Source organism: Herbiconiux sp. 11R-BC (assembly GCF_049472555.1).
In the GTDB taxonomy this organism is placed as follows: domain Bacteria; phylum Actinomycetota; class Actinomycetes; order Actinomycetales; family Microbacteriaceae; genus Herbiconiux.
Window position 1 is genome coordinate 189,653 of the sequence record NZ_JBCEBO010000009.1, and the last position, 15,904, is coordinate 205,556.

The window sequence follows — 15,904 nt, forward strand, 5'->3', positions numbered from 1 at the left end:
GCCCGGCTCAGCGAGCTGGGGCGGCTATCCGCTCCGGCGACCAGGGCCCGGGCGCTCGCAGCAGTTCTGCGACGCGCTCGGGCCTGTCCGTGTAGGCCAGCTCCCCGGCCCGGATGCGCGCGGCCGCGATCTGCTCGGGCGAATAGCTCCGGGTGATGCGCTCGAACAGGGGCGCGAGGTGCAGGGCGGGCAGGTCCTGACGCCCGCCCATCTGCTCGGCGAGGGCGAACAGTTCGAGGGGCAGGGCGTCGAGGCGCGAGGCCGCGGCCGGTTCATCGCCCCGCGGGGCGCCCGGCGCCGCGGCGGAGGGACCGGATGCGTGCGCCACCTCTTCGAGCCACACCGCGAGCCCGATGACGGCCGCGCCGAGCACCGGCTGGTCGACGTAGGCGCGACTCATCCGGATCGTGGCCAGGGTGCGCGACCGCAGGCGGCGCGCCAGAGCCGCCTGCTCCGCCTCCGTGCCGGTGCCGTCGAGCACCATCGTGGCGAGCACGCTCGCGAGCACGATGCGGAACCACGGAGAGGCCCGCGTGGTCGGGGTGTCGAAGGCGGCCAGCGAATCGAGGTTCTGCAGCCTCGCCTCGGCGAACCGGCCCTCGGCGCGCAGGATCTGGGCCTGGCCTGCGAGCCCCATCGACAGCACCTCCATGCCGTCGGCCGGGCCGGGCGAGGAGATCAGGCGGTCGAAGAGCTCCGATGCCTCGTCGAGTTCACCCACCACCACGAGGTTGGTGGCGATGAGCCACTCCAGCTGCCGCAGGTCTTCGTGCGCGCCGAGCCGGGCGAGCCCCACCCGCGCCTTGCGGGCCCACCGGAGCGCCTCCACCGGGTCGGCGCCCTGGCTGTGCAGCTGGCCGAGCATCTGGCCCGCCATCGCACCGCCCCAGGTGTCGCCGAGCGCGACGGCGGTGCGCTCTCCGCGACGGGCGAGGGCGATCGCGTCGCTGCGGCGACCGTCGTTCTCGGCCGCCATGCTGCCCACGAGGCTGCCGAGCAGCACCGTGTGCGGTTCGGCCGAGGCGAGCATGGCGTCCACGGCCGCGGTGAGCGCAGCGGGTCGGCGCTCGGTCAGCAGGAGCCCGGCCATCGCGGTGAGACGGGGATTGCGCAGCGGCCGCCCGCGCAGCAGAGCGCGCAGCTTCGACAGCGGGCGCACGGCGAACCGCGTGTCGAGGAGCATGGTGGTGCCGGCGACCATCAGCAGGGTCGCCGCCGTGGCCTCCACCCGATCGTCGGCGGGGGAGTAGCTCCGGATGCTCTCGAACACCGGCCGGCTGAACGCGATGACCTCGGAGTGCGCGCTGCGCAGCGTCCAGTAGTAGCCGAGCAGCGCGAACACCGATACGACGATGTCTGGGCGCTCGGCGTCGATCGCGCGCCGCATCACGTCGATCAGGTTGTCCTCCTCCACCTCCACGGCGGCGAAGGTGGCGACCTGCAGCGGGCCGTCCGTGCCCGGCGTCTGCTCGGCCGAGAATCCGTCGGCCCAGGCGAAGAGCGCATCCTGAACCTCGTCGCGGGCGCCCTGGCGGTCGAGCTGGAGCTGGCCGAACTCGCGTACCGTCTCGAGCATGCGGTAGCGCAGGCCCGAGCGGCCGTTCTCCCGCACCATCACGAGTGACTGGGCCACGAGGCCGTCGAGCACCTCGTCGATGTCCTCGGCGTCCCTGTCCTCGGCGTCTCTGTCCTCGGCCGTGCCCGGGCCGCCGGTGCCCGGGCCGGTGCCGGCCACCACCACGGCGGCGGCCTCGGCGCTGAAGCCGTCGGTGAACTCCGAGAGCCGGCAGAGCGCGCGCTGCTCTGCGGTGTCGAGCAGGTTCCAGCTCCACTCGATCACGGCGAGCAGCGTGCGGTGGCGAGCGGGGGCGGAGCGGTCGCCGCCGGTGAGCAGCGCGAAGCGGTTGCCGAGTCGCCGTTCCACCTCGTCGAGCGAGAGCGAGCGGATGCGCGCCGCCGCGAGCTCGATGGCGAGCGGCAGCCCTTCCAGCCGGGCGCACAGCCGCGCCACCGTGTCGAGCGGGAGAACGGCCCCGGGGCGCGCAGCGGTGGCGCGGTCGACGAAGAGGCGCACCGCCGGGTCGTCGGCGAGGTCGGCGGTGCTGTGCGCCGGGTCCCCGGCCGTCGCTGCGCCGCCGGTCGCCGCATCGCGGATCGTGCTCCGGCCGGCCGCGGCGCGCTGCGCGCCACCGAGGGGCGGGAGCGCGTAGCTGCGCTCGCTCGAGATCGCGAGCGGGGTGCGGCTCGTCGTGAGGATGGTGAGGGCGGGCAGCTCGGCCGTGAGCTCGGCGCACCACCCGGCCGCCGCATCCACGAGGTGTTCGCAGTTGTCGAGAACGAGCAGTGCGGGCGCGCCGCCGAGCCGTGTCAGGATGCGCGAGCGCAGGTCGTCGCGCACCCGCTGGTCTCCGAGGCGCTTGCTGGTGGCCACCTCGCGGATGTCGAGCGCCGAGCCGAGCGCGAACACGATGTCCTCGGGCGTGCGCACGCTCGCGAGCTCGACCACGACCACCAGGGCGAACGCCGTGAGGGATCGCCGGGCGACCTCGTGGGCCACGCGTGTCTTGCCGAGACCGCCCGGCCCGAGCACGGTGGTGACGCGGGAGACCGAGAGCAGCGCCTCGATGTCGGTGAGGGCCTCGTCGCGGCCGAGCAGCTCGTTCGGCGCCGCGCGGATGCCGAACGAGACGGCGAGGGCGGGCGCGGCGTCGGGGGTGCGGCCGGTGCGGCTGGGCCACTCCGTGGCTGTGCCGCCGGGGCCGGTGGGGGCGGTGGCCGTGGCGGATCCCGTTCCCGCTGCGGCTGCTGCTCGGCCTTCGGCTTCGGGTCGGCCTCCACCTCCAGCTTCACCTCCGGCTCCGGAGACGGACTCGGCTCGTGAGGCGTCGTCGGCTCGGCTGCCGGCGACGGCGGTGTCTCCGGAAGGGTCGCCCGCGCCCCATCCGTCTGCCGCCGCAGAGGAGCCGCCCGCGCCGGGTCGCGTTCCCGCGCCGGGCGTTGCATCGCGGTTCGTGCCGGGCGCACGACCCCCGCGCGCAGGGTGCGCCTCGGCTCGGTCGAGCAGCTCGAGGTGCAGCGACTGCAGTTCGAGCGCGGGGCTGGTGCCGAACGCATCCTGAACCCGCTCCCGAAAGTCGGCGAACACGCCGAGGGCCTCGGTGGGTCGGCCGAGCTCGTCGAGGGCGCGCATGAGCAGCAGGTGGGCGCTGTCGTCGAAAGGGGAACGCGCGCAGAGCCCGCGTGCGAGGGCCTCCGCCTCCATGGCGACGCCGAGCGCGAGCGCGGCGACGGCCGCGGCCGTCTCGAGGCCGTCCTGGACGTGCGCCGCGCGGGTGGCGAGCGCGCTGGCAAGGGGCTCTGGAGCGAGATCGGCGCCGGGATCTCCGCGCCACAGCGCGAGCGCGTGGTGACTCGTGGTGTTCGCCTCGGCGAAGCGCTCGGCCGCGAGGAGTTCGCGGGCCTCGTTCAACAGTCCTTCGGCGTCGTGCAGATCGGTGACGAGTCCGAGGCGGTAGCCCGACGGCGACGATGCAATCACCTCGTCGCCGAGCGCGGTGCGGATGCGCGACACGAGCGTCTGCAGCGCCGCGCGGGCCCCGCGGGGCGGCTCCTCCAGCCAGACCTCGTCGACGAGACGCTCGGCCGAGAGCGGCCGCGGCGCAGCGAGTGCCAACGCGACGAGTAGCGACTTGGCGCGGGAGCCCGACGGCTCGGTGACCGAACCTCCGGCGCCGAGCGCCGCTACCGGGCCCAGCACTCCGAGACGCGTGCCGGCGGCGCGCGTCTCAGGTGGGAAATCAGGTCCGGTCACACTCCTGAGCCTAGTGAGCAGCGGATGCCTCGCATCCCGGTTCTGGCCCAGTGGTCGTCCGGGGTCCGCGCTCTGCACAGGTCCTGATCAGGGCCGCATGCCAGACTGACGGCAAGGCCGCGATGGCGGCTTCCGGACGAGGGTTCAGTACCCGGAGAGCGACAAGACTGGCCACCAGGAGTGGGCAGTCATGTCATGGATCGTTCTCATCGCATCCGGAATTCTCGAGGCCGTCTGGGCCACGGCCCTCGGCCGTTCGGCGGGCTTCACGAAGCTCTGGCCGTCGGTCGTGTTCGGCACCGCGCTCGTGGCCAGCATGGGCGGTCTCGCCTTCGCGCTGCGCACCATCCCGGTGGGCGCGGGCTACGCGGTCTGGGTGGGCATCGGCGCCGCCCTGACCGTGCTCTACGCCATGACCTTCGGCGGGGAGGGCTTCTCGCTGGCGAAGACGCTGCTCGTGCTCGGCATCGTCGCCTGTGTCATCGGCCTGAAGCTCCTGCACTGAGCCGCGTCTCTCAACCGCTCGCTTCTGCGAACGGTTGAGAGACACCTTCTGGCCGCGCTGATTGCCGTGCCGTGAACACTCAGACGCGGCGCCGGGCGGTGACGAAGGCAGCGGCTCCCGCGGCGGCGATCAAGAACGCCAGACCCGCCGGCAGGAGCGCAGGCATGCCGGTGTTGGCGAGTGAGCCGGAGGGTGCTGTGCCGTTGCCATCCTTGCTCCCGCTGCCGTTCGTGCTCCCACCTCCTCCGCCCGCGCCGGTGACACCCGTCCCGGGAATCGGAATCGGAGTCGGAGTCGGAGTGACCGTGGGTATAGGCGTCGTCGTTGGTCGCGGGGTCGCCGTGGGCGTAGGCGTGGGCGTCGGCATCACCGCAGGTGTCACCGTCATGGTGGCTTCCTGAGTGCTCGACAGACCGAACATGTTCTTCGCCACCACATTGAAGGTGTAGCTCGCGGCGGTCGTGGGCGCACCACTGATCACGCCTGTCGCGCTGTTGATCGAGATGCCCGGCGGCACAGCCCCGGCGAGGGCGAAGCTGAGCGGTTCGTACCCGCTTGCCGTGGCTGTGGCTGTGAACGCATCGCCGACCTTGAGCGTCGCGTTCACCGGAGCAGAAGTGACCTTGGCGCGCAGGGCGACGCGGGAGACGATCGGCGAGCCACTCCGACCCACCGCGTAGACCGTGTGATCGGAGGTGACGGCCAGCTCGGAGTAGTCGGCCCCGGGTGTGAGTGCGGCGATCGAGGGCACGACCGCGCCTCCGTCGGGAATCAGCGCGACGGCTTTGGTGCCCCGCAGCGTGACGAACAGGTTGTTGGCGTCGTCGATGGCGATGCGCCCGACGGTGGCCGTGGGGAGGGCGATGGTCCTCACAAAGGCGCCCGAGGCCGCGAACTCCTCGACACCGCTTCCGTTGGAGTCGAGCACGAAGAGTCGCCCGTCGGTGGCGACCACCAGATTCGAGCCATCCGATCCCGGCCGTAGTGTTGCGAAAGCGGTGGTGACCGCACCTGCCGCCGTCACCTTCGACACGGTGAGATCCTGATTGAGCGTGTAGACGTCGCCACCGCTGCCGAGCACGACGTCGAACGGTGCCGAACCGGTGGCGAGAGTCGCGAACACCGAGACGGTTCCGCTGGGGCTCACCTTCGAGATCGTGTTCGTACCCGAGTTCGCCGTGAAGAGTGTTCCGTCAGAGGCCAGAGCGAGGCCGGCCGGCCTGGTGCCGGTTCCCAGCGACGCATAGCTCGCCGTCAGCATCCCGCTGGGAGCGACCTTCGAGATCGTGCCGCTGCCGAAGTTCGCGGTGAAGAGAGTGCCGTCCGTTGCCGCGACGACCTCCCGGGTTGCCGTGCCGACGCCCGCCGTGGCCCAGGTGGCGGTCAGTGTTCCGTCGAATGCGACCTTCGAGATCGTGTTGTTGCCCGAGTTGACGGTGTAGACGTTGCCGGCGCCGTCGACGGCGACCGACGAGGGCAACGACCCGACCGGGAGCGTCGCCAGCACGTTGGTGACCTGCGGGGCGGCGGAGGCGGCGATGCCTCCGCCGAGCGCGAGCGCGGCGGCGAGTGGCAGAACGGTGAGGCGAGACAAGCGCATGAGTATCCTCTGAGCGTGAAGTGAATAGACCTCATTGTCTCACAGATGCGAGTAAACCTCACTAGTAGATCAGTGGAGCAGCCAGACCCCCGCGAGCGAGAGCAGTGCGATCAGCAGCCACGAGGTGAGCCCCACGATGAGCGCACGCCATCCGGTGCGCGCCAGGGTGCGGAAGCGGATGTTCGACCCGAGTGCGAAGAGCGCCATCGCGAGCAGGACGGTCTGGAGGGTGTCTGCGGCGCCGAGCACCGCATCCGGAACCGGCACGAAGGTGCGCAGCAGGACCGCCCCGACGAAACCGGCGATGAACAGCGGCACGATCGGCGGGCGCTTCGCGGCAGGACGCTCCAGGTAGGCGGGGTGGTCGCTGCCGAGGGCCGCGTTGCGCGCATCCGCCCGGCGCTCCACGAGGCCCACGACGGCCACCATCGGCGCGAGGGTCAGCACCCGCGTGAGCTTCACGATCACGGCGGCCGAGAGCGCCGCCGGACCGGCGATCTGCGCGGTGGCGACCACCTGCCCCACGTCGTGCACGCTGAGCCCCACCCAGACGCCGAAATCTTCGGCCGAGAGGCCGAGCGGGATGCGCAGCACCGGCAGCACGAAGATCGCGAGGGTTCCGCACAGGGTCACCAGCGCCACGGGTGTGGCGGTGTCCTCGTCTTTGCTGCGCGTGACCGCGCTCATCGCCCCGATGGCGGAGGCGCCGCAGATGGAGAAGCCGGCGGCGATCAGGATGGGCTGGGTTCCCGGCAGCCGCAGCAGGCGGCCGAGACCGAGGGTGGCGCCGAAGGTGATGACGACCACGAGCACGATCACGACGATCGCCTCCCAGCCGAGGCCCGCGATGTCGAAGAGGCTCAGCTTGAGCCCGAGCAGCACGATGCCGATGCGCAAGAGGCGGCGCGCGGCGAGCGACAGCCCGGGCTTCAGCACCGAGTCGAGAACGCGCTGCGCGGCCGGGAACTGGCCCACGAGCATGCCGAGCCCCACCGCCGCCGTGAGCAGGGGGATGGCCGGCAGCGCGAGGTGCAGCCCGAAGGCGACGAGCGTCGCGAGGCCCGCGGCGGCCACGCCGGGCAGCCAGGGCGCGCGAGTGAGCACTGCCCCCGGGCGCCCCGCCGGCCCGGATGCCGGGCTCATCGCCAGCTCGGAAGCCAGTAGTGCAGGCTCAGGAACCACGCCGGCACCGGCATCCCCGTCCACACCGGCCAGAAGAAGGCCGACACGAGCACGCAGATGCCGAGGAACACGCCCACCACGATGAGGTTGCGTGAGCGCATCCACCGGGGGTCGCCGCGCGACCCGATGGCCAGACCGATCACGAAGGTCAGGCCGAGGATCATGTAGGGCTCGAACGCGATCGTGTAGAACTGGAAGATCGTGCGGTTCACGTAGAGCAGCCAGGGCAGGTAGCCGGCGACCATGCCCATCAGGATGAGCCCCACCTGCCACTCGCGCTTGCGCACCAGCCGATAGATCAGGTAGAAGATCGCCGCCGTGGCGCACCACCAGATGATGGGGTTCGCGATCGAGGTGATGTTCTCGTAGCAGGTCTGACCGCCGCAGAGGCTCGGATCGTCTTGCGCCACGTACATCTGCGTGGGCCGCACGAGGAACAGCCACGAGAACGGGTTCGCCTGATAGGGGTGCGGGGTGTGCTCGTTGACGTGGTAGTTGTACACCGCCACCTCGAGGTGCCACCAGTTCTGGATGGGCAGAGGAACCCACGAGAGCAGCCCCGTCCAGGCCCCGTTCGAGGTCTCGGCCCAGTGCCGGTAGAAGCCGCCGTCGGTGCGGAACCAGCCGATCCACGGGATGAGGTAGGCGACGGCGGCCACCGGCACGAGCAGCAGGAAGGTCGCGGGCCCCTGCTTGAGCACGGCCGCGCTGAACCAGAACGGGATGCCGAGGCGCCGCCGGGCGAGCGCGTCGACGACGATGAGGTAGACCCCGAACGCCGCCACGAAGTAGAAGCCCGACCACTTCACCGAGGCGCCGAAGCCGAAGGCGAGCGCCGCAGCGATCAGCCACGGCCGCCACCAGATGACGGGGCCCCAGGACGGCTTGCGGGTGGTCGCCGAACCGTCGGCCCCCGGCGGGCCGGGCGTCTCGCGCGCGGCGATGGCGGCGGCGAGGCGCACGGCGTGCCACTCCCGGTCCATCAGGACGGCGCCGAACCCGGCCAGCAGGAACAGCGCGACGATGCCGTCGAGCAGCCCCACCCGGCTCATCACGATGGCGTGCCCGTCGATCGCGAGCAGGAAGCCGGCGATCACTCCGAGCAGCGTCGACTTGAACAGCTTCGTGGCCACCAGGATGATCAGCAGCACCAGCAGGATGCCCGCCAGTGCCACCGAGAACCGCCAGCCGAACGAGCTGGTGGGCCCGAACAGGGCCATGCCGTAGCCGATGATCCATTTGCCGAGCGGTGGGTGCACGGCGAACGAGCCGTCGGTGCGGAAGATGTTCGTGTCTCCGGCGGCGAACTGCGCATCCGGGTTCTGCGGCCAGGCGGCCTCGTAGCCGAGGTTCCAGGTGGTCCACGCGTCTTTCACATAGAAGGTCTCGTCGAAGACGAGGGAGTGCGGATGCGCGAGGTCGACGAGCCGCAGCACCGCCGCCAGCACCACCACGGCGATGGGCCCGCCCCAGCGCCACAGCCGCTCGCGGCCCGGGGTGACCATCACCCGCACCCACCAGTCGTCGAGGCGCGAGCCGGTGCGCTCGGGGGGCGCGGCCGGACGGGAGGCGTCGACCACGTGCTGCGGGCCGGTCGCGGGGCCGGTCGTCACCTCTGTGCTCACCGGGCCATGCTAATGGGTGCCGCCTTCGCTCCGATGCGGGACGGCTGAGGGTGTGGAAGAACGGATGCGCACCCCGGCCTGTGCAGAACCGGGTGCCACACTGGGGGCATGCTCATTCTCGCCGCGACGCCCATCGGCAACCTCAAGGACGCGTCGCTGCGCCTGATCGAACTGCTCGAGGCCGCCGAGGTGGTCGCCGCCGAGGACACGCGTGTGACGGCCAAGCTGCTGCGCGGTCTCGGCATCGAGAACCGGCCGCGGCTCATCCCGCTGCACGAGCACAACGAGCGGGAGAAGGCGGCGTCGCTCGTGGAGCTCGCCCGGGAGACCGATCTCGTGCTGCTCTCCGACGCGGGCATGCCGACCGTGTCCGACCCCGGGTTCCAGCTCGTGGCCGCGGCGGTCGAGGCGGGCGTCGGCGTCACGGTGGTGCCCGGGCCCTCCGCGGTGGTGACGGCGCTCGCGCTGTCGGGGCTGCCGACCGACCGCTTCACCTTCGAGGGCTTCCTGCCGCGCAAGCAGGGCGACCGCCTCGGTGCGTTCCGGGCGCTCGCCCGCGAGACCCGCACCATGGTGTTCTTCGAGTCGCCGAACCGGCTCGCCGACTCGCTCGCCGATCTCGCCACCGTTCTCGGCGCGGATCGGCGCGTGGTCGTGGTGCGCGAGCTCACGAAGCTCTACGAAGAGGCCAAGCGCGGCACGGCGGCCGAGCTCGCCGCCTGGGCGGCCGCCGGGGTGAAGGGCGAGATCTGCATCGTCGTGGCGGGCGCCGAGGCGCTCGAGATCGACCTCGACGCGGGCATCGCGCAGGTGCTCGAGCTCGTCTCCGACGGCTACCGCCTGAAGGACGCCGCCGCCGCCATCGCGGAGGCCACCGGGCTCAGCCGCCGCGACCTCTACGAGGGCGCACTGGCGGCCCGTCGCGCCTGACCGCGGCGCGGGCGCGGCGCAGCGCCGGCACTCCGCTCCCGCGGGCGCCGCATCGCCGAAACGACGGAGCCGGCGCAGGACTCCGGAGCCGGCATCCGTCGTTTCCGTCTCGAGCGCCTAGTCTCCGTCGTTCGGCGCGGCCCGGCACCGGCTGGACCCGCGCCTGGCCTTCCAGCGCATCCTGTTCTCCACAGGAGTCCCCGATCCGGTCACCTTCCACCGCTCGTCACAGAACGCCCGGCCCCGCTGCCCGGCCTTTAGGATGGACACCATGTCCGACGGCTCCTCCTTCTACGTCACCACGCCGATCTTCTACGTGAACGACGTGCCCCACATCGGGCACGCCTACACCGAGGTCGCCGCCGACGTGCTGGCGCGCTGGCACCGCCAGGCGGGCGACCCCACCTGGTTCCTCACGGGCACCGACGAGCACGGCCAGAAGATCCTGCGCACCGCAACGGCCAACGGCGTCTCGCCGAAGGCCTGGGCCGACAAGCTCGTGGCCGAGGCCTGGCAGCCGCTGCTCAACACCATCGACATCTCGAACGACGACTTCATCCGCACCACCGATGCGCGGCACGAGGTGAACGTGCAGCTCTTCCTGCAGCGCCTCTACGACGCCGGTTACATCTACACCGGCGAATACGAGGGCTACTACTGCGTGGGCTGCGAGGAGTACAAGCAGCTCTCCGACCTCGTCGACGGCACCGGTCAGTACGAGGGGCAGCTGGTCTGCGCCATCCACTCGAAGCCCGTCGAGCTGCTCAAGGAGCGCAACTACTTCTTCAAGATGAGCGAGTTCGCCGGCCGGCTGCTCGAGCTCTACAAGACGCGGCCCGACTTCGTGCAGCCCGAGAGCGTGCGCAACGAGATCGTGTCGTTCGTGAGCCGGGGCCTGACCGACCTCTCCATCTCGCGCCAGACCTTCGACTGGGGCATCAAGGTGCCGTGGGATGAATCGCACGTCGTCTACGTGTGGTTCGACGCCCTGCTCAACTACGCCACGGCGGCCGGCTACGGCTACGACGAGGAGAAGTTCGCCCGGCTCTGGCCCGCCACCCACATCGTCGGCAAAGACATCGCGCGCTTCCACGCCGTCATCTGGCCGGCCATGCTCATGGCCGCGGGACTCGAGGTGCCCAAGCAGGTCTACGGCCACGGCTGGCTGCTCGTGGGCGGCGAGAAGATGTCGAAGTCGAAGCTCACCGGCATCGCGCCGGAGCAGATCACCGACACCTTCGGGTCTGATGCCTTCCGTTACTACTTCATGCGCGCCATCAACTTCGGTCAAGACGGCTCGTTCTCGTGGGAAGACCTGGCGGCCCGCTACCAGGCCGAGCTCGCGAACGGCTTCGGCAACCTGGCCTCGCGCGTGATCGCGATGGTCACCCGCTACTTCGAGGGCGCCATCCCTGCGGCCGTCGAGACCGCGGTGACCGAGGCCGAGCGCAGCATCCGCGCGACCGAGCGCCGCGTGACGGCCGCCGCCGACGCCGCCGTCTCGCGTCTCGCCATCCATGAGGCCATCGCGCGCATCTGGGAGCTCGTCGACGAGCTGAACGGCTACATCACCGAGCAGGAGCCGTGGAAGCTGTCGAAAGACCCGGCGAACGCCGACCGTCTCGCCACGGTGCTCAACACGGCGGTGCGCGGACTCGGCACCCTCGCAGTGCTGCTCTCGCCCGTGGTGCCCGAGGCCGCGGCCAAGCTCTGGGTGGCACTCGCGGGAGTGGGCACGGTGCAGGAGCAGCCCATCCGTTCGGCGTACGAGTGGCAGGGCGGCGATCGCGTCGAGCCGCTCGAAGCCCTGTTCCCGCGCATCGAGGTCGAGGCCACGGCGTGAGCGACCCCGAGGCGTTCCCCGCGTTCCTGCGCGAACGCGAACCCTCCGATCGCACCGAGCAGGCCTACCCGCCGCTGCCCGAGGCGCTCGTGGTGCCGGTCTACGACAACCACACCCACCTCGAGATCGCCCATGGCCTCGACCCCATCGACTACCACGAGCAGCTCGACCGGGCCTCGGCTGTGGGCGTGCGCGGAGTCGTACAGGTCGGTACCGATCTCGAGACCTCCCGCTGGTCGGCTGAGCAGGCGGCCCGGGAACCGCGGATGCTCGCGGCCGTAGCCCTCCACCCCAACGAGGCGCCGGTGTACGACGAAGCCGGAGGCCTTGACGATGCGCTCGCCGAGATCGCCGAGCTCGCCTCCTGGCCCCGCGTGCGAGCGGTCGGCGAGACCGGGCTCGACTTCTTCCGCACCGGCGACGACGGGCGAGCCGCGCAGTACCGCTCGTTCGAGGCGCACATCGCCATCGCGAAAGAGAACGGCATCGCCCTGCAGATCCACGACCGCGACGCCCACGCCGAGGTCATCGCCACGCTCAAGCGCGTCGGCGCCCCGGAGCGCACGGTGTTCCACTGCTTCTCAGGGGACGCGGAGCTGGCCCGCATCTGCACCGAGAACGGCTGGTACATGTCGTTCGCGGGCAACGTGACGTTCAAGAACGCGGGCGACCTCCGCGAGGCGCTCGAGGTCGCCCCCCGCGCGCTCCTGCTGGTGGAGACGGATGCGCCCTACCTCACGCCCATGCCCTTCCGAGGCCGCCCGAACGCGCCGTACCTCATCCCGCACACCCTCCGCGCGATGGCGGCGCACCTCGGCACCGACGTCTCGATGCTCGCGGCGCAGATCTCCTCGAACACCGAGCTCGTCTACGGGCGATGGGAAGACGATCCGGTGCAGGCATCGTGAGCGACGCATCCGGCGCCTCGGCGGCTCCCGGGCCTGACGGCTCGGCCGCATCCGTGTCCTTGCTCGGGCCGGCGGAGATCCGCGACCTCGCGGCCCTGCTCGACCTCACGCCCACCAAGAAGCTCGGGCAGAACTTCGTGATCGACGCCAACACCGTGCGCAAGATCGTGCGCGTGGCCAAGGTCGAGGCCGGCGACACCGTGGTGGAGGTCGGGCCCGGGCTCGGCTCCCTGACCCTCGGGCTGCTCGAGGCGGGCGCGGCGGTGGTGGCCGTCGAGATCGACAAGCGCCTCGCCGAGCAGCTGCCGATCACGGTGTCGCAGCTGGCTCCGGATGCCCGGCTCACCGTCATCCGCGACGACGCCCTGCGCATCCGCTCGCTGCCCGACGCGCCCTCACGTCTCGTGGCCAACCTGCCCTACAACGTCTCGGTGCCGGTGCTGCTGCATCTGCTCGAGCACTTCCCGTCGATCCGCTCCGGGGTGGTGATGGTGCAGGCCGAGGTGGGGCACCGGCTGGCGGCTGCGCCCGGCTCGAAGGTCTACGGTTCGCCGTCGGTGAAGGCGGCCTGGTACGGCGAGTGGCGCACCGCGGGGCAGGTCTCGCGTCAGGTGTTCTGGCCGGTGCCGAACGTCGACTCGGTGCTCGTGGGCTTCGAGCGGGTGGGCTCGGGGCTCGACACCGAGGAGCTGCGGGTGCGCACCTTCGAGATCGTCGACGCCGCCTTCCAGCAGCGGCGCAAGATGCTGCGGCAGGCCCTGTCGGTGCTGCTGGGCGACTCCGCGCGCGCCACCGTCGTGCTCGAGGCGGCCGGCGTGGCGCCGACCGCGCGCGGCGAGCAGCTCGCCGTGCACGACTTCCTGGCGATCGCCCGCGCCTCCCTGGCCTGACTCCCGCCGCTCCGAGCCCCCCACCCCCACCCTCCTCGCCTTCTCCCAAAAACAAGGAGTCCTGAGAAAAACAAGGAGTTCCATGCCGACACGCCGAGTGAGAGCCGCTCGGCTCGGTGTGTCGGTAAGAAACTCCTTGTTTTTGTAGCCTGTGGACGGCGGCACGGGCCGGAGCAGGAGAGCGCTCAGCGGCCGGCGGCGCTATGGACGGGGTGGCAGGGCGCGCGCGAGCGACTCGAGGGCCTCGAGAGGCTCGCCCGCAGGGATGAGTACCACGCTGTCGGCGCCGGCCGCGTGCAGCGCCGCGATCCGGGCGCCAGCGGCAGCGGGAGTGCCCACGACCGCGAGGGCGTCGACCCACTCGTCGGGGAGTCGGGCGGCGAAGTCCGCCTGATCGGCAGCTGCGGCCCGGTGCGCCGCGAACTCGGCGGCGAACGGCGACGACGCGATGTGCAGGGCCCAGTCCGGTTCGCCGATCCACTCGAGCGAGGGCCGCACGCGGTCACGTGCCACAGCGGGGGAGTCGTCCACCGCCGCCACGTTGTAGGCCACGAGCTGGTGAGAGCCCGGCCCGAGGTTCGCGAGAGTACTCGCGAGGTAGCCCTCGGTCACGGGCTCGGCGAGAACGACGCCGTCGAGCACCCGGCCGGCCAGCGCGAGCGACTTCGGCCCGCGCACCCCGCCGAGCAGCGGCGGAACAACGTCGCAAACCATCTCGAGCCGCACCCCGCGCAGCCGCACATAGCGCCCCTCGACGGTCACCTCTTCGCCGCGAAGCAACGCTCCGAGAGCGGTCGAGTACTCCTCGAGCAGCGTCAGCGGGCTGGCGGGCCACACGCCGGCCTGTCGCATCCAGCCGGGCATCCCGTGCCCGATGCCTGCGATCACGCGGTCGCCGAACAGCTCGGCGAGCGTCGTCAGCTCCATCGCCGTGTACACCACGCTGCGTGCCGCCGCGGGCAGGATGCCGATGCCCACCCGGATGCGCGGAGTCGCCGCGAGAACGGCGGCGGCCTGCGCGATGCCGCCGCGGAAGCCGAGGTCTTCGACCACCCACAGCTGGTCGAAGCCGAGTTCGTCGGCACGCCGCGCGAAGGGCAGCACCTGGTGGGCGGGCAGGTTGCGGGGCAGCACGACCCCGATGTCGTTGGTGGAGCTCATGTCTCAACCCTATTGGGCGCGGCTGTCCGAAATCCGGCGACACATGGCGGTGGATCCCGCGCGAGCCGTCGGGGTCGCATGTCAGGATCGAGCGTGACCTCGAACGACGCCGACAACGCAGAGCCGCTCACCCCCGTGCCCTTCCCCGTGACGCTGCACACCCTGCACTGGGGCCCTCCGCCCACGACGGATGCGCACGGCCCGGATGCTCGCCCCATCGCGCTGCTCCTGCACGGCCTGCCCTCGGCCGCGGGCACCTGGTGGCAGGTGGCGAGCGGTCTCGCGGCGGCCGGCTGGTCGGTCACCGCTCCCGACCTCCGCGGTCACGGAGCCTCGCCGCGCACCACGCGCTACGCCCTCGACGACTACGCGGCCGACGTCGCCGCCCTGGTGCCCGCCGCGGGCCGCCGCTGGGACGTCGTCGTGGGCCACTCGCTCGGTGGTGCGGTCGCCACGGTGGCCGCCGGCGCGCATCCGGACTGGACTTCGGCCCTGCTGCTGCTCGACCCGGTGTTCGCGGTGCCGGAGGGAGCCGTGCCCGGTCTGCTCGCCGAGCTCCTCGCCGATCTCGAGGCGCTCGACCCGGCGGCGCTGCTGCGCGAGCATCCGCGCTGGCACAGCGAGGACGCCGTGCAGAAGGTGGCTGCCGCGCGTGTGGCGAGCCCCTACCTGATCGAGCGCACCGTGCTCGACAACGAGCGCTGGCAGCTCGAGCCGGTGGCCGCCGCCCTTCGGCCGCGCGTGCACGTGCTCGCAGCCGACCCTCAACTGGGCGCCTCGTTCACGGTCGAGGAGGGCGAACGGCTCGCGCGGGCGAACCCGCGCTTCCGCTACTCGGTGGTGGCGGGGTCCGGCCACTCGGTGCAGCGCGACGACCCGCGCCGCGTGGTCGAGGAGGCTCAGGCCCTGGCCGCAGCGTGCTGAACCCGCCGAGCACCACTGTTGCGCATCTGCTCGTGCTCGTGGCCACCCCATCCGCTTCTCCCGGCGTCGCCCGCTCGTATCCTGAGCCCAGACCGCGCATCCGCTTCCTCCTCGCCCAGAAAGGCCTCCGATGACCGACATCACCCCCTCCGCCCGTGAGACCCGCCACATCGTGCTCGACACCGACACCGGCATCGACGACGCCCTGGCGCTGCTCTACCTGGCGGGCCGCGCCGACGTGGAGCTGTCGGCGATCACGAGCGTCTACGGCAACACCCCGGTGGAGTCGGCGCTCACCAACATCGCCCGCGTGCTCAAGGTGGCGGGACTCGAAGACACCCTGGTGGCCGCGGGGGCCGCCGGGCCGATCGTGGGGGAGGCGCGCATCGCCTCGCACGTGCACGGCCACGACGGCCTCGGCGACCTGTGGTCGGAGCCGATCGCCCCCAAGAACCTCTCCCCGCTGAGCTCCGCCGAGCTCCTCGTCGAGCTCGGGCGCTCGCGCCCCGGCTACTACGACCTTCT

At 71.5% G+C, this 15,904-nt stretch carries 12 protein-coding genes and 1 riboswitch; of the genes, 7 read left to right on the top strand and 5 right to left on the bottom strand.

Translation table 11 applies throughout. The annotated features are described in order from the left end of the window. Positions 1 to 7: 7 nt before the first annotated feature. Positions 8 to 3,811 carry an AfsR/SARP family transcriptional regulator gene (locus VD659_RS18500; RefSeq protein WP_423262512.1) on the bottom strand — a complete coding sequence of 1,268 codons (3,804 nt, stop codon included), beginning with the start codon at positions 3,809 to 3,811 and terminating at the stop codon, positions 8 to 10. Between the two features lie 111 nt (positions 3,812 to 3,922). Next, a riboswitch (guanidine-III (ykkC-III) riboswitch) is annotated at positions 3,923 to 3,987 on the top strand. Positions 3,988 to 4,001: 14 nt separating this feature from the next. Here VD659_RS18500 and VD659_RS18505 point away from each other — a divergent pair. After that, the gene (locus tag VD659_RS18505) at positions 4,002 to 4,316 is read left to right on the top strand and encodes a DMT family transporter (protein ID WP_423262513.1); all 315 of its coding nucleotides are present in this window, start codon (positions 4,002 to 4,004) and stop codon (positions 4,314 to 4,316) included. A gap of 79 nt (positions 4,317 to 4,395) precedes the next feature. Here VD659_RS18505 and VD659_RS18510 read toward each other — a convergent pair whose 3' ends face one another. The 3 genes from VD659_RS18510 to VD659_RS18520 all read right to left on the bottom strand — a co-directional run bounded on the left by VD659_RS18510 (position 4,396) and on the right by VD659_RS18520 (position 8,723). Beyond that, on the bottom strand, positions 4,396 to 5,916 hold the full coding sequence (locus tag VD659_RS18510; protein ID WP_423262514.1) for an NHL repeat-containing protein: 1,521 nt from the start codon (positions 5,914 to 5,916) through the stop codon (positions 4,396 to 4,398). 69 nt (positions 5,917 to 5,985) lie between these two features. After that, positions 5,986 to 7,059 carry a YeiH family protein gene (locus VD659_RS18515; protein ID WP_423262515.1) on the bottom strand — a complete coding sequence of 358 codons (1,074 nt, stop codon included), beginning with the start codon at positions 7,057 to 7,059 and terminating at the stop codon, positions 5,986 to 5,988. Continuing rightward, positions 7,056 to 8,723, bottom strand: coding sequence for a dolichyl-phosphate-mannose--protein mannosyltransferase (locus VD659_RS18520; RefSeq protein WP_423262516.1), 1,668 nt, complete (start codon positions 8,721 to 8,723; stop codon positions 7,056 to 7,058). The genes VD659_RS18515 and VD659_RS18520 overlap by 4 nt, the downstream gene beginning before the upstream one ends. A gap of 108 nt (positions 8,724 to 8,831) precedes the next feature. Here VD659_RS18520 and rsmI point away from each other — a divergent pair, with 108 nt between their 5' ends. The 4 genes from rsmI (at position 8,832) to rsmA (ending at position 13,294) form a co-directional block, all read left to right on the top strand. Then, positions 8,832 to 9,653, top strand: a complete 822-nt coding sequence (gene rsmI, locus VD659_RS18525; RefSeq protein ID WP_423262517.1) for a 16S rRNA (cytidine(1402)-2'-O)-methyltransferase — start codon at positions 8,832 to 8,834, stop codon at positions 9,651 to 9,653. A gap of 271 nt (positions 9,654 to 9,924) precedes the next feature. Then, on the top strand, positions 9,925 to 11,496 hold the full coding sequence (metG, locus tag VD659_RS18530; RefSeq protein ID WP_423262518.1) for a methionine--tRNA ligase: 1,572 nt from the start codon (positions 9,925 to 9,927) through the stop codon (positions 11,494 to 11,496). 26 nt (positions 11,497 to 11,522) lie between these two features. Further along, positions 11,523 to 12,404 (top strand): TatD family hydrolase, encoded by an 882-nt coding sequence (locus VD659_RS18535; protein WP_423262525.1) that lies wholly within the window; start codon positions 11,523 to 11,525, stop codon positions 12,402 to 12,404. Further along, positions 12,401 to 13,294 (top strand): 16S rRNA (adenine(1518)-N(6)/adenine(1519)-N(6))-dimethyltransferase RsmA, encoded by an 894-nt coding sequence (rsmA, locus tag VD659_RS18540; protein ID WP_423262519.1) that lies wholly within the window; start codon positions 12,401 to 12,403, stop codon positions 13,292 to 13,294. The genes VD659_RS18535 and rsmA overlap by 4 nt, the downstream gene beginning before the upstream one ends. 201 nt (positions 13,295 to 13,495) lie before the next feature. Here the strand turns inward: rsmA and VD659_RS18545 are convergent, their stop codons facing one another. Continuing rightward, positions 13,496 to 14,455 (bottom strand): LLM class flavin-dependent oxidoreductase, encoded by a 960-nt coding sequence (locus VD659_RS18545; RefSeq protein WP_423262520.1) that lies wholly within the window; start codon positions 14,453 to 14,455, stop codon positions 13,496 to 13,498. 93 nt (positions 14,456 to 14,548) lie between these two features. Between VD659_RS18545 and VD659_RS18550 the strand changes: the two genes are divergently transcribed. Beyond that, complete coding sequence (locus VD659_RS18550; protein ID WP_423262521.1) at positions 14,549 to 15,379, top strand: alpha/beta fold hydrolase; 831 nt, start codon at positions 14,549 to 14,551, stop codon at positions 15,377 to 15,379. 130 nt (positions 15,380 to 15,509) lie between these two features. Continuing rightward, positions 15,510 to 15,904: nucleoside hydrolase (locus VD659_RS18555; protein ID WP_423262522.1), on the top strand; the 395-nt coding region annotated here is incomplete at its 3' end.

Excerpts from the sequence above, each read along its gene's own strand:
- VD659_RS18505 (WP_423262513.1), top strand. The coding sequence starts at position 4,002 with ATGTCATGGATCGTTCTCATCGCATCCGGAATTCTCGAGGCCGTCTGG.
- VD659_RS18510 (WP_423262514.1), bottom strand. The coding sequence starts at position 5,916 with ATGCGCTTGTCTCGCCTCACCGTTCTGCCACTCGCCGCCGCGCTCGCG.
- VD659_RS18515 (WP_423262515.1), bottom strand. The coding sequence starts at position 7,059 with ATGAGCCCGGCATCCGGGCCGGCGGGGCGCCCGGGGGCAGTGCTCACT.
- rsmI (WP_423262517.1), top strand. The coding sequence starts at position 8,832 with ATGCTCATTCTCGCCGCGACGCCCATCGGCAACCTCAAGGACGCGTCG.
- metG (WP_423262518.1), top strand. The coding sequence starts at position 9,925 with ATGTCCGACGGCTCCTCCTTCTACGTCACCACGCCGATCTTCTACGTG.
- VD659_RS18545 (WP_423262520.1), bottom strand. The coding sequence starts at position 14,455 with ATGAGCTCCACCAACGACATCGGGGTCGTGCTGCCCCGCAACCTGCCC.